At 71.1% G+C, this 13,314-nt stretch carries 13 protein-coding genes; all 13 read left to right on the top strand.

Annotated elements, in window-relative coordinates; genetic code table 11:
• The first annotated feature begins 9 nt into the window (after positions 1 to 9).
• The 13 genes from KME75_RS02510 (at position 10) to nuoK (ending at position 13,258) form a co-directional block, all read left to right on the top strand.
• Positions 10 to 696: a demethylmenaquinone methyltransferase gene (locus KME75_RS02510; protein ID WP_219412863.1), complete on the top strand. Its 687-nt coding sequence runs from the start codon at positions 10 to 12 to the stop codon at positions 694 to 696.
• Positions 697 to 1,155: 459 nt separating this feature from the next.
• Complete coding sequence (locus KME75_RS02505; protein ID WP_219412862.1) at positions 1,156 to 2,448, top strand: geranylgeranyl reductase family protein; 1,293 nt, start codon at positions 1,156 to 1,158, stop codon at positions 2,446 to 2,448.
• A 91-nt stretch (positions 2,449 to 2,539) separates the two neighbouring features.
• Positions 2,540 to 2,905 (top strand): NADH-quinone oxidoreductase subunit A, encoded by a 366-nt coding sequence (locus KME75_RS02500; RefSeq protein WP_219412861.1) that lies wholly within the window; start codon positions 2,540 to 2,542, stop codon positions 2,903 to 2,905.
• Between the two features lies 1 nt (position 2,906).
• Positions 2,907 to 3,470: a NuoB/complex I 20 kDa subunit family protein gene (locus tag KME75_RS02495; protein WP_219412860.1), complete on the top strand. Its 564-nt coding sequence runs from the start codon at positions 2,907 to 2,909 to the stop codon at positions 3,468 to 3,470.
• Positions 3,471 to 3,474: 4 nt separating this feature from the next.
• Positions 3,475 to 4,341, top strand: a complete 867-nt coding sequence (locus tag KME75_RS02490) for an NADH-quinone oxidoreductase subunit C (protein ID WP_246631326.1) — start codon at positions 3,475 to 3,477, stop codon at positions 4,339 to 4,341.
• Entirely contained in the window at positions 4,338 to 5,648 is a 1,311-nt protein-coding gene (locus tag KME75_RS02485) for an NADH-quinone oxidoreductase subunit D (RefSeq protein ID WP_219412859.1), read from the top strand. The genes KME75_RS02490 and KME75_RS02485 overlap by 4 nt, the downstream gene beginning before the upstream one ends.
• 31 nt (positions 5,649 to 5,679) lie before the next feature.
• Positions 5,680 to 6,495 (top strand): NADH-quinone oxidoreductase subunit NuoE, encoded by an 816-nt coding sequence (gene nuoE, locus KME75_RS02480; RefSeq protein ID WP_219412858.1) that lies wholly within the window; start codon positions 5,680 to 5,682, stop codon positions 6,493 to 6,495.
• Positions 6,492 to 7,823 carry an NADH-quinone oxidoreductase subunit NuoF gene (nuoF, locus tag KME75_RS02475; RefSeq protein WP_219412857.1) on the top strand — a complete coding sequence of 444 codons (1,332 nt, stop codon included), beginning with the start codon at positions 6,492 to 6,494 and terminating at the stop codon, positions 7,821 to 7,823. Before nuoE ends, nuoF begins: the two co-directional genes overlap by 4 nt.
• Positions 7,820 to 10,273: an NADH-quinone oxidoreductase subunit G gene (locus KME75_RS02470; protein ID WP_219412856.1), complete on the top strand. Its 2,454-nt coding sequence runs from the start codon at positions 7,820 to 7,822 to the stop codon at positions 10,271 to 10,273. Before nuoF ends, KME75_RS02470 begins: the two co-directional genes overlap by 4 nt.
• A gap of 29 nt (positions 10,274 to 10,302) precedes the next feature.
• The gene (gene nuoH / locus KME75_RS02465; protein ID WP_219412919.1) at positions 10,303 to 11,583 is read left to right on the top strand and encodes an NADH-quinone oxidoreductase subunit NuoH; all 1,281 of its coding nucleotides are present in this window, start codon (positions 10,303 to 10,305) and stop codon (positions 11,581 to 11,583) included.
• Positions 11,584 to 12,126, top strand: coding sequence for an NADH-quinone oxidoreductase subunit NuoI (nuoI, locus tag KME75_RS02460; RefSeq protein ID WP_219412855.1), 543 nt, complete (start codon positions 11,584 to 11,586; stop codon positions 12,124 to 12,126).
• Positions 12,123 to 12,962 (top strand): NADH-quinone oxidoreductase subunit J, encoded by an 840-nt coding sequence (locus KME75_RS02455; RefSeq protein WP_219412854.1) that lies wholly within the window; start codon positions 12,123 to 12,125, stop codon positions 12,960 to 12,962. The genes nuoI and KME75_RS02455 overlap by 4 nt, the downstream gene beginning before the upstream one ends.
• Positions 12,959 to 13,258: an NADH-quinone oxidoreductase subunit NuoK gene (nuoK, locus tag KME75_RS02450; protein ID WP_219412853.1), complete on the top strand. Its 300-nt coding sequence runs from the start codon at positions 12,959 to 12,961 to the stop codon at positions 13,256 to 13,258. The genes KME75_RS02455 and nuoK overlap by 4 nt, the downstream gene beginning before the upstream one ends.
• The last annotated feature ends 56 nt before the right edge of the window (positions 13,259 to 13,314 follow it).

The following is a 13,314-nucleotide window of genomic DNA, read 5'->3' as shown; positions in this document are numbered from 1 at the left end:
GTTCCCGCCGTGAGCCGCGCCGACCTCCGCAAGGACCCGCACGACGTCGCCGCGATGTTCGACGGCGTCGCCCGCCGCTACGACCTGACCAACACCGTGCTCACCGCCGGGCAGGACCGCCGCTGGCGCAGGCTCACCCGGGAAGCGCTGGACCTGCGGCCGGGGGAGCGGGTGCTCGACCTCGCCGCCGGCACGGCGGTGTCCACGGTGGAGCTCTCCCGCTCCGGGGCCTGGTGCGTGGCGGCCGACTTCTCGCTCGGGATGCTGCGGGCCGGGGCGGAGCGCGCGGTCCCGAAGGTCGCGGCCGACGCCCTGCACCTGCCGTTCGCCGACGGCGCCTTCGACGCCGCGACGATCTCGTTCGGGCTGCGCAACGTGACCGACCCGGACGCCGCGCTGCGCGAACTGGCCCGGGTGACGCGGCCGGGCGGGCGCCTCGTCGTCTGCGAGTTCGGCCGCCCGACCTGGGCGCCGTTCCGGGCGGCCTACTACGCGGGGCTGGAGCGGGTGCTGCCCGCGGTCGCACGGCAGGTGTCGAGCAATCCGGAGGCCTACAGCTACCTCGGCGAGTCCATCCGCGACTGGAGCCCCCAGCCCGAGCTGGCGCGGCGCATCGCTGCGGCCGGCTGGACCCAGGTGGCCTGGCGCAACCTCGCCATCGGTGCCGTCGCCCTGCACCGCGCGCGCCGCGCCTGATCATCCCGGCCCGGACGGGAAGATCGTCGTGAGGTGCGGGTTGTCGTCGTCCGCAGGACGTTGAGTGCTCGCTCGCGGCGATCACCGCCTCCGTGATCACTGTGAGAGGTCCCTCCTTGTCGTTGCGACGACGGAATATGCACTCTCGCGCTGATCACTCCCGCCGGCGTCCGCCGCACGCTTGATCCCCGTGAGGTGCGCGTTCTCGTCGGCTACACGACGGAAAGTGCGCTCGCGCGCCGATCACGGCCCCGATGATCCCCACGACAGCGCAGTTGTCGCGGTCCCCACGACGAAAACCGCACCCTCGCGCCGATCGCTCCCGCTTACCGCCGCGATCGCGCCCCGCGACCGGGTGCACCCCTCCGAGCACCCGGCCGCCCGGGTGCGGACGCGCGTCGCCCGAACAGGTTGCTTAGACTGCGGCATGACTTCGTGAATCTGTTCACAAGGAGCCGCATGGCCGCGCCCGAACCCACCACAGGCGACGCCGACGTCATCGTCGTCGGCGCCGGCCCCGCCGGATCCACCGCAGCCGCATACCTCGCCCGCGCCGGGCTGGACGTCCTCCTGCTGGAGAAGTCGACGTTCCCGCGCCCGAAGGTGTGCGGCGACGGCTTCACCCCGCGCGGGATGAAGCAGCTGATCGACCTCGGCATCGACTGCTCCGAGCAGAACGGCTGGCTGCGCAACAAGGGCCTGCGGGTCGTCGGCGGGGGTGTCACCCTCGAGCTCGACTGGCCCGTCCTCGCCAATTTCCCGAACTACGGGGCCGTGCGGCCCCGGCAGGACTTCGACGAGCTGCTGGTGCGGCACGCGGAGAAGTCCGGGGCCCGGCTGCACGAGGACACCACGGTCACCGAGGCCGTCACCGACGACCGGACGGGCCGCGTGCTCGGCGTCACCGGCCACGTCGGCAAGGGCAAGGACAAGCGGCCGGTCACCTTCCGGGCCCCGCTCACCCTCGCCTGCGACGGCGTGAGCGCCCGGCTGGCGCTCTCCCTCGGGATGGCCAAGCGCGACGACCGGCCGATGGGCGTGGCCGTCCGCCGCTACTACAACTCGCCGCGCACCGACGACGACTTCCTCGAGAGCCACCTGGAGCTGTGGGACCGGTCCGACCCGGCGCACCCGAAGCTGCTGCCCGGCTACGGCTGGATCTTCGGCATGGGCGACGGCACCTCGAACGTCGGGCTGGGGATCCTGTCCACGTCCAAGGCCTACGGCTCCACCGACTACCGCGCCCTGCTGAAGTCCTGGCTGGACGGCACTCCGGAGGAGTGGGGCTACCGCGACGAGAACGCGGTCGGCACCGTGGGTGGTGCCGCGCTGCCGATGGGGTTCAACCGGGTGCCGCACTACCGGCCCGGGCTGCTGCTCGTCGGCGACGCCGGCGGCATGGTCAACCCGTTCAACGGCGAGGGCATCGCCTACGCCATGGAGTCGGCGGCGATCGCCTCCCGCTGCGCGGTGCAGGCGCTCGCCCGCTCGGGCGCATCGGCCGAGGCCGCGCTGGCGGGCTACCCGGCGGCGATGAGCCAGGCGCTGGGCAGCTACTACCGCATCGGCAACGTGTTCTCGAAGCTGATCGGCAACCCGACGATCATGGGCGTCGCCACCAAGTACGGGCTGCCCCGAGCCACGCTCATGAGGTTCATCCTCAAGCTGCTCGCCAACCTGTACGACCCGCGGGGCGGCGGCGTCAGCGACCGGGTCATCACCGCGATGACCAGGGTCACACCGAGTTTGTAGGGCCAGTAGTAAGGCTTGCCTGGCTCCGGTCCGGCGGGCGCCCCGACCTAGTGTCGCGGCCGGTATCGAATCAGAAGACGAGGCTGAACGGATGCTCGATCCCTACCTCCCGCTGGTGCTGCTGTTCGCCCTGGCGGCGGCGTTCGCGCTGTTCTCCGTGACCGCCGCCCCGTACGTCGGGCCCCGCCGCTACAACCGCGCGAAGCTCGACGCCTACGAGTGCGGCATCGAGCCGTCGCCGGACCCCGTCGTGGGCGGTGGCCGGATGCCGGTCGCCTACTACCTCACCGCGATGTTGTTCATCCTGTTCGACATCGAGATGGTCTTCCTCTACCCGTTCGCGGTGAGCGCCGACGCGCTCGGCCTGTTCGGGCTGGTGGAGATCGTGCTGTTCATCGTCACGGTCGGCTTCGCCTACATCTACGTGTGGCGGCGCGGCGGGCTGGATTGGAACTGAGATGGGTCTCGAAGAGCACCTGCCCAACGGCGTCCTGCTGACCAGCGTCGAGAAGCTCGTCAACTGGACGCGCAAGTCCTCCCTGTGGCCCGCCACGTTCGGTCTCGCGTGCTGCGCGATCGAGATGATGACCACCGGTGCGCCGCGCTACGACCTCGCGCGCTTCGGCATGGAGGTGTTCCGCGCCTCGCCTCGTCAGGCCGACCTGATGATCGTCGCGGGCCGGGTGAGCAACAAGATGGCCCCGGTCCTGCGGCAGATCTACGACCAGATGCCGGAGCCGCGCTGGGTGCTCGCGATGGGCGTGTGCGCCTCCTCCGGCGGCATGTTCAACAACTACGCGGTGGTCCAGGGCGTCGACCACGTCGTGCCCGTCGACATGTACCTGCCCGGCTGCCCGCCGCGGCCGGAGATGCTGATGGACGCGATCCTCAAGATCCACGCCAAGATCATGGACGAGCCGCTGGGCGCCAAGCGGGCCGCGGCGCTGGCCGAGAGCGGTCACAAGACCGAGCTCGTGCCGTCGTCGATCAAGTTCGCCCCCAAGAAGACCGTGGGGAAGTGAGCCGATGACCGAGAACAACGACGACGTCAAGCCGGGCACCGGCACCCCGGGATCGTCCGCGCAGCAGAGCGGTCCGGACGCCGCGGAGCAGCGGGCCCGCGGGGCCGAGGACGCCCGCGGCGGCGAGGTCGAGCAGACCGGCGCCCCCATCGACGCGCCGTCGGGCACCGAGACCGACGAGCAGACCACCCCGGAGGGCGGCACGCGGATCGGGGCGCCCGCGATGCGGCCCCGCGCCGGCATGTTCGGCGTCTCCGGCTCCGGCGACACGTCCGGCTTCGGCGGCCTGCGGTTGCCCGGCTACGCGCCCGCACCGTCCGAGCGGCCGTTCGGCGGCTGGTTCGACGAGTTCGCCGACGACTTCGCCGAGGCGCTCGACGAGCGCGGCATCCCGCGCGGCGCCGTGCAGCAGATCACGGTCGACCGCGATGAGATCACGCTCTACGTGCAGCGCGAGCGGATCGTCGACCTCTGCCGCACCCTGCGCGACGACGAGGGCCTGCGGTTCGAGCTGTGCTCGTCGGTCTCCGGTGTCGACTACGGCGTGGACGTGCCGCAGCGGCTGCACGTGGCCTACCACCTGCTGTCGATGACCTACCGGCGCCGGATCCGCCTCGAGGTCGCCCTCGACGTCGACGACGCGCACGTCCCTAGCGTCGTCGAGATCTACCCCACGGCCGACTGGCACGAGCGCGAGACCTGGGACATGTTCGGGATCGTCTTCGACGGCCACCCGGCGCTCACCCGGATCCTCATGCCGGACGACTGGGACGGCCACCCCCAGCGCAAGGACTACCCGCTCGGCGGGATCCCCGTGGAGTACAAGGGGGCGGAGATCCCACCGCCCGATCAGCGGAGGGCCTACTCATGACGCAGGACGCCTACGCCCCCGGGCGCGAGACCACCGAGGGCACGGTCTACACGGTCACCGGTGGCGACTGGGACACCCTGATCGACGAAGAGCACGACGACCGCATCGTCATCAACATGGGCCCGCAGCACCCGTCCACGCACGGCGTGCTGCGGCTGGTGCTGGAGCTCGAGGGCGAGACGGTGCAGCAGGCCCGGTCGGTGATCGGCTACCTGCACACCGGCATCGAGAAGAACTGCGAATACCGCACGTGGACCCAGGGCGTCACGTTCGTGACGCGCATGGACTACCTGGCGCCGCTGTTCAACGAGACGGCGTACTGCCTGGGTGTGGAGCGGCTGCTCGGCGTCGAGGCGCCGCGGCGGGCGCAGGTCGCCCGCGTGCTGCTGATGGAGCTCACGCGCATCGGCTCGCACCTGGTGGCGCTGGCCACGGGTGGCATGGAGCTGGGCGCCCTCACCGGCATGACGGCGGGCTTCCGCGAGCGCGAGGAGGTGCTCCACCTCATGGAGTTCCTCACCGGCCTGCGGATGAACAACGCCTACGCCCGCCCCGGCGGGCTCGCGCAGGACTTCCCGGACGGCTGGGAGGTGAAGGTCGCCGACTTCGTCAAGCTGATGAAGAAGCGGCTGCCGGACTACGACAAGCTGCTCACCGCCCAGCCGATCTGGCGCCAGCGCCTGGAGGGCGTCGGCTACCTCCCGCTCGACGGCTGCCTCGCCCTCGGCGCCACCGGCCCGATCCTGCGGTCCGCGGGCCTGCCGTGGGACCTGCGCAAGGTCGACCCGTACTGCGGCTACGAGGAGTACGACTTCGAGGTGCCGACGGCCACCGAGGCCGACTGCTACGCGCGCTACCGGCTGCGCGTCGCCGAGATCCACGAGTCGCTCAAGCTCGTCGAGCAGGCCGCGGCGAAGATGGAGCCCGGCCCGGTGATGGTGGAGGACCGCAAGGTCGCTTGGCCCGCGCAGCTGTCGATCGCCTCCGACGGCATGGGCAACAGCCTCGAGCACGTCCGCAAGATCATGGGTCAGTCGATGGAGTCGCTGATCCACCACTTCAAGCTGGTCACCGAGGGCTTCTCCGTGCCGGCCGGACAGGTGTACGCGACGGTCGAGTCGCCGCGCGGCGAGCTGGGCTACCACCTGGTCTCCGACGGCGGCACCCGGCCGGTGCGCGTCCACGTGCGGGACCCCAGCTTCGTGAACCTGCAGTCGATGCCCGCGATGAGCGAGGGCGGCATGGTCGCCGACGTCATCGCGGCCGTCGCGTCGATCGACCCCGTCATGGGAGGTGTGGACCGGTGACACGTCGGCCGAGCGCAGCGAGGACGCCAGAATGACACTCCCCGAGGGCACCCCGGAGTCCTACGGCCCGATCAGTGCGCCGGAGGAGGTCGTGTTCGAGCCGGTCGTCGAGGAGGGCGGCCCGGTCTCGCCGGTCTTCGACGAGGTCACGCGCCAGCGGACCAAGGAGATCGTCGCCCGGTACCCGCAGTCGCGGTCGGCGCTGCTCCCGCTGCTGCACCTGGTGCAGTCGGTGGAGGGGCACGTCAGCCAGGACGGGATCCGGTACTGCGCCGAGGCGCTGGAGCTGACCACCGCCGAGGTATCGGCGGTCGCCACCTTCTACGCGATGTACAAGCGCACGCCGTGCGGTGAGCACCTGGTGAGCGTCTGCACCAACACACTCTGCGCGGCCCTGGGCGGCGACGCGATCTACGTGAAGCTGCAGGAGAAGCTCGGCACGCCGGGCCGGCCGCTGGGCCACGAGGAGACGGCGGGCGGGCCGGGGAAGCCGGGCTCGATCACGCTCGAGCACGCGGAGTGCCTGGCGGCCTGCGACCTCGCCCCGGTGCTGCAGGTCAACTACGAGTACTTCGACAACCAGACGGTCGACTCGGCCGAGCAGTTGGTGGACGCGCTGCAGCGCGGCGAGAAGCCCCAGCCCACCCGGGGCGCCCCGCTCACCGACTTCCGTACCGCCGAGCTCGAGCTGGCCGGGATCTTCCCGGACCTGGAGCGCAGCGTCGAAGGATCGTCGGTGGCGGATGAGACGCTGCGCGGTGCCCGGCTCGCGAGCGAGCGGGGGTGGACCGCCCCGTCGATGCCCGACACGGCGCCCGCCCTCCCGGACCTCCCGGAGAAGAAGTGACTGCTTCCACCACACCCGACCCGCTGACCCCGGTGCTCACCCGCCGCTGGCAGTCGCCGCGGTCGTGGTCGATCGACACCTACGAGCAGCTCGAGGGCTACCAGGCGCTGCGGCACGCCTTGACCGCGCACCCCGACCAGCTCATCCAGCTGGTCAAGGACTCCGGCCTGCGCGGCCGCGGTGGCGCCGGGTTCCCCACCGGCATGAAGTGGGGTTTCATCCCGCAGGGGCCCACCGGGCCCGGCGCCAAGCCGAAGTACCTGGTGATCAACGCCGACGAGGGCGAGCCGGGCACCTGCAAGGACATCCCGACGATGATGGCCGACCCGCACTCGCTGGTGGAGGGCTGCATCATCACCAGCTACGCGATCCGCGCGAACTTCTGCGCGATCTACGTGCGTGGCGAGGCGCTGCACTGCATCCGCCGGGTGCGCCGCGCCGTGGAGGAGGCCTACGCCAAGGGTTACCTCGGCAAGGACATCCTCGGCTCCGGGTTCGACCTGGACATCGTGGTGCACGCCGGGGCCGGCGCCTACATCTGCGGCGAGGAGACGGCGCTGCTCGACTCGCTCGAGGGTCGTCGCGGTCAACCTCGCCTCAAGCCCCCCTTCCCGGCCACGTCCGGGCTCTACGCCTCGCCCACTGTCGTCAACAACGTGGAGACCATCGCCTCGGTTCCCGCGATCGTGCAGGGCGGCAGCGACTGGTTCCGCACCATGGGCTCCGAGAAGAGCCCCGGCCCCAAGATCTACTCGGTCTCCGGGCACGTGGAGCGGCCCGGCCAGTACGAGGCCCCGCTGGGTATCACGCTGCGACAGCTGCTGGAGCTCGCGGGCGGGATGAAGGACGGGATCCCGCTCAAGTTCTGGACGCCGGGCGGCTCGTCCACCCCGATCTTCACCGCGGAGCACCTCGACGTCCCGCTGGACTTCGAGGGCGCGGCCGCAGCCGGCTCGATGCTCGGCACCACGGCCGTGCAGGTGTTCAACGAGACGGTCTCGGTGCCGTGGGCGGTCATGAAGTGGACCGAGTTCTACAAGCACGAGTCCTGCGGCAAGTGCACGCCGTGCCGCGAGGGCACCTACTGGCTGGTGCAGATCCTCGAGCGGATGGTGCACGGCGAGGGCACCGAGGCCGACGTCGAGACGATGCTCGACATCTGCGACAACATCCTCGGCCGCTCGTTCTGTGCGCTCGGTGACGGCGCCACGAGCCCGATCACGAGCGGCATCAAGTACTTCCGCCAGGAGTTCCTGGACCTGATCGCCGCGCAGCCCGCGGTGCAGCGTCCGGAGCAGCTGGACGATCTGGTTGGAGCCCAGGCATGACCATTGCCCCGGAGGAGAAGAAGGACGCCCGGCCCGTCCCCGAGGGCCACGTCCGCCTCACGATCGACGGCCAGGAGGTCGACGCCCCCAAGGGCGAGCTGCTCATCCGCGCCTGTGAGCGGCTCGGCATCATCGTCCCTCGGTTCTGCGACCACCCCCTCCTCGACCCGGCGGGCGCCTGCCGCCAGTGCCTCGTCGAGGTGGAGATGGGCGGGCGGCCGATGCCCAAGCCGCAGGCCAGCTGCACGATGACGGTCGCCGACGGCATGGTCGTCAAGACCCAGCACACCTCGCCGGTGGCCGACAAGGCCCAGCAGGGCGTGATGGAGCTCCTGCTCATCAACCACCCGCTCGACTGCCCGGTCTGCGACAAGGGCGGTGAGTGCCCCCTGCAGAACCAGGCGATGAGCACCGGCCGCACCGACTCGCGGTTCGTCGAGACCAAGCGCACGTTCCCGAAGCCCCTGCCGATCTCGTCGCAGGTGCTGCTGGACCGGGAGCGCTGCGTGCTCTGCCAGCGCTGCACCCGGTTCTCGGAGGAGATCGGCGGCGACCCGTTCATCGACCTGCTCGAGCGCGGTGCGAAGCAGCAGATCGGCGTGGCCGAGGACAAGCCGTTCCAGAGCTACTTCTCCGGCAACACGATCCAGATCTGCCCGGTCGGAGCGCTCACCAGCGCCGCGTACCGGTTCCGCTCGCGGCCGTTCGACCTCGTCTCCACCGACGGCGTGTGCGAGCACTGCTCGTCCGGGTGCGCGCAGCGCGTCGACACCCGTCGTGGCACGGTGCTGCGCCGCCTCGCGGGCAACAACCCGGCGGTCAACGAGGAGTGGAACTGCGACAAGGGCCGCTTCGCGTTCCGCTACCTGGGCTCGCAGCAGCGGATCACCCGGCCGATGGTCCGGGGTGCCGACGGCGTGCTCGCCGAGACCTCGTGGACCGAGGCGTTGCGGGTGGCGGCCGACGGCCTGCTCGCCGCCCGTGAGCGCGGGATCGGCGTGCTGGCGGGCGGCAGGCTCACCGTCGAGGACGCCTACTCCTACGGCAAGTTCGCCCGCGTCGCCGCGCACACCAACGACGTCGACTTCCGCGCCCGGCCGCACTCGGCCGAGGAGCTCGACTTCCTGGCCGCGCACGTCGTCGGCCAGGGCCCGGAGACGCTCGACTACACGCGCCTCGAGGCCGCGCCCGCCGTGCTGTGCGTGGCATTCGAGCCCGAGGAGGAGTCGCCGATCGTCTACCTGCGGCTGCGCAAGGCGGCCCGCAAGCACGGCCAGCGGGTGTTCCACCTCGGCCAGTGGACGACGCCCGCGGTCGAGCGAACCTCGCTGGAGACGGGCGCTGCGGCGCCCGCGGCGAAGGACAATCTGATCCCGGCGGTCCCGGGTGCCGAGGCCGCGGTGCTCTCCGACCTCCCGACCCACATGGTCGAGGCGTTGACCGGCGGGGGCGTCATCCTCGTCGGCGAGCGCGCCGCCGAGGTCCCCGGCCTGTACTCCGCAGTGTCGGCGTTGGCCGCCCGCACCGGCGCGGCCGTGGGCTGGGTGCCCCGTCGCGCCGGTGAGCGCGGTGCCCTCGACGCGGGCGCGGTCCCGACGCTGCTGCCCGGTGGCCGTCCGGTCACCGACGCCGGCGCGCGGGCCGAGGTCGAGTCGGCGTGGGGCCTGGCGGCGGGAACGCTCCCCACCACCCCGGGCCGCGACACCGACGAGATCCTCGCCGCCGCGGCCGACGGGGAGCTGGCAGCGCTGGTCGTCGGCGGGCTCGACCCGCACGACCTGGCCGACCCGGCCGCCGCCCTGGCCGGGCTGCGCGAGGTGGGCTTCCTGGTCAGCCTGGAGCTGCACACCTCGGCCGTCACCGAGCTCGCCGACGTGGTGCTCCCGGTGGCCCCCGACGCCCAGCGCTCGGGCAGCTACCTCAACTGGGAGGGCCGGCGCCGCGAGTTCACCCCGGCGCTCGACGCGAGCGGCGTGCTCCCCGACTGCCGGGTGCTCGACACGCTGGCCGTCGAGATGGACGTCGACCTGTTCACGCAGACGCCCGCGGCCGCCGCAGGCGAGCTGGGCCGGCTCGGCGTCCGCACCGGGGCCACCCCCGCTGCGCCCTCGGTGCCCGCGGTCGAGGCCCTGCGGCCCGCGTTCGGCCAGGCCGTGCTCGCGACGTGGCGCCAGCTGGTCGACGACTCCACGCTCGCCGTCGACGAGCCCGCGCTGGCAGGCACCGCCCGGCCCGCGTACGTCCGGCTCAACGCCGCCACGGCGGAGCGGCTCGGCGTCACCGAGGGCGGGAACGCCACGGTGCGCACCGACCGCGGCTCGATCACGCTGCCGGTGGCGCTGGCCGACCTGCCGGACGGCGTCGTGTGGCTGCCGGGCAACTCCGGTGAATCCCACGTGCGCACCCGACTCGGCGCTGGGCACGGCGACCTGGTGGGAGTGACGGCATGATCAACGTCCCGGTGCAGGCCCAGGAGGGCATGACACGCACGCAGGAGCTGCTGGCGGACGACCCGCTCTGGCTGATCCTGCTCAAGGTCGTGGCGCTGTTCGCCATCGGCGTGGTGCTCACCCTGTTCATGATCAACTGGGAGCGCAAGGTGGTGGGCCGGATGCAGCAGCGTCCCGGCCCGAACCGCACCGGTCCCGGTGGCTGGCTCCAGTCCCTTGCCGACGGGCTCAAGCTCGCCTTCAAGGAAGACATCATGCCGGTGATGGCCGACAAGCGGGTGTACTTCATCGCCCCGGTCATCTCCACGATCCCGGCGTTCGTCGCGTTCTCGGTGATCCCGTTCGGCGGCGAGGTCTCGATCTTCGGCGAGCCCACCGTGCTGCAGTTGGTCGACCTGCCGGTCGGGGTGCTGGTCGTGCTGGCCGCGAGCTCGATCGGGGTGTACGGGATCGTGCTCGGCGGCTGGGCGTCCGGCTCGCCGTACCCGCTGATCGCGGCACTGCGCAGCGCTGCCCAGGTGATCTCCTACGAGATCGCGCTCGGCCTCTCGGTCGTCGGGGTCATCCTCTACGCCGGGTCGCTGTCCACCGCCGACATCGTCGCGGCCCAGTCGGCGGACTGGTGGTACGTCCTGCTGCTCGCGCCGAGCTTCGTCGTGTTCGTCATCGCGATGGTCGGCGAGACCAACCGGGCCCCGTTCGACCTCCCGGAGGCCGAGTCGGAGCTGGTGGGCGGGTTCCACACCGAGTACTCGTCGCTGAAGTTCGCGCTATTCTTCCTGGCCGAGTACGTGAACATGGTGACGGTCTCGGCGATGGCCACCACGCTGTTCCTCGGCGGCGGCACCTGGCCGTGGCCGCTGTCGTTCCTCAACGGCAACGGCTGGCTGCAGATGATCGCGTTCCTGATCAAGACGTTCATCTTCCTGTTCGTCTTCATCTGGCTGCGCGGCACGCTGCCCCGGTACCGCTACGACCAGTTCATGCGGCTGGGCTGGAAGGTGCTGGTCCCCGGCAGCCTGCTGTGGATCCTGGCGGTCTTCGCGATCCGCGCGTGGCGCTCCTCCGGTGGCAGCGTCACCGCGCTGCTGATCGGCCTCGGCATCCTGCTGGCGGTGGTGCTGCTGGTGGCGTTCCTGGTGCCCGACCGCAAGGTCGAGGAGCCGGTGATCGAGCTGGCGTCGGACTACCCGGTGCCGCCGCTGGACCTCGCAGTGCCCACCCCCTCGCGGCACAAGCTGCGCCGCCGCCCCCTCGAGAGCCCGGCGGACAACCGCACGCCCGCGCTCAGCGGCAAGGAGAACGAGTAGATGTTCGACTTCTTCAAGGGCTTCGGCGTCACCTTCGGGACGATGTTCAAGAAGGTCGTCACCGAGGAGTACCCGGAGGACTTCCCGCCCGCCGCGCCGCGCTACCACGGGCGTCACCAGCTCAACCGGCACCCGGACGGGCTGGAGAAGTGTGTCGGCTGCGAGCTCTGCGCGTGGGCCTGCCCCGCCGACGCCATCTACGTGGAGGGCGGCGACAACACCGAGGAGGCCCGCTACTCCCCGGGTGAGCGCTACGGCGCGATCTACCAGATCAACTACCTGCGCTGCATCGGCTGCGGGCTATGCATCGAGGCCTGTCCCACCCGCTCACTGACGATGACCAACTTCTACGAGCTGGCCGACGACAACCGGCAGGACCTGATCTACACGAAGGAGCAGCTGCTCGCGCCGCTGCTGCCCGGCATGGAGCAGCCGCCGCACCCGATGCGCCTGGGCGACGACGAGCAGGACTACTACGTGCAGGGTCCGGTCCTCGCCCGCAAGGGCGCCGACAACGACCCGGTGGGGGAGCAGGTCAAGTGATCACTCTCGCTCAGCAGGCCACCGAGGTCGTCACCACCGGCGAGGCCATCACCTTCTGGATCCTCGGCCCGGTCGCGCTGCTCGGCGCACTCGGCATGGTGTTCGCCCGCAACGCCGTGCACTCGGCGCTGATGCTGGTGCTCACGATGTTCAGCCTCGCGGTGTTCTACATCGTGCAGCAGGCGCCGTTCCTCGGTTTCGTGCAGATCATCGTCTACACGGGCGCCGTCATGATGCTGTTCCTGTTCGTGCTGATGCTGGTCGGCCGGGACAGCTCCGACACCGTCGTCGAAGTGCTGCGCGGGCAGCGCGTCGCGGCGCTCGCGTTCGGCGTCGGGCTGGCGGTGCTGCTGGTGGCCGCGATCGCCCGCTCCCTCACGGCCGTCACGCCGGTCGGGCTGGCCGCCGGCGCCGCCGGCTCGAACGGCAACGTCACCGGGCTCGGCGCGCTGATCTTCACCGACTACCTGTTCGCGTTCGAGCTCACCTCGGCGCTGCTCATCACGGCCGCACTCGGGGGCATGGTCCTGGCGTTCGCCCAGGGCAAGGCCCACGCCAAGCGGGGCCAGCGGGCCACCGTCGAGGCCCGGTTGCGCGGCGAGCACGACCGCATCTCCCCGCTGCCCGGCCCGGGCGTCTACGCCACCGGGAACTCGGTGGCCGTGCCCGCCGTGCTGCCGGACGGGTCGATCGCACCGGAGTCGATCTCCGCGATCATCGACGCCACTCCGGTGCGGCCCACCGAGGACGAGCCGGACCCCGGGGCGCGCGCCCTCACCGGTGGCCGCCCCGACCGCACCGACGCCGTGGCCGACACCGACGAGGAGTCCCGGTGACCCCCACCTACTACCTGCTGCTCTCCGCGCTGCTGTTCTCCATCGGTGCGGTCGGCGTGCTGGTGCGCCGCAACGCGATCGTCGTGTTCATGTGCATCGAGCTGATGCTCAACGCCGTGAACCTCTCCCTGGTCACGTTCGCGCGCATCAACGGCTCGCTGGACGGCCAGGTCATGGCGTTCTTCGTGATGGTCGTGGCCGCCGCGGAGGTCGTGGTCGGCCTCGCGATCATCATGTCGATCTTCCGCACCCGCCGGACCGCGTCGGTGGACGACGCGAACCTCCTGAAGTACTGAGGCGAAGAGATGCTCCCCGAAACCAACCGCACCTCGGAGCCGTACTGCTGCTCCGA

Origin of the sequence: Pseudonocardia nigra, assembly GCF_019396355.1 — a bacterium.
In the GTDB taxonomy this organism is placed as follows: domain Bacteria; phylum Actinomycetota; class Actinomycetes; order Mycobacteriales; family Pseudonocardiaceae; genus Pseudonocardia; species Pseudonocardia nigra.
Note: the sequence above shows the minus strand (reverse complement) of the source record. Positions and strands in the feature narration are given on the sequence as shown.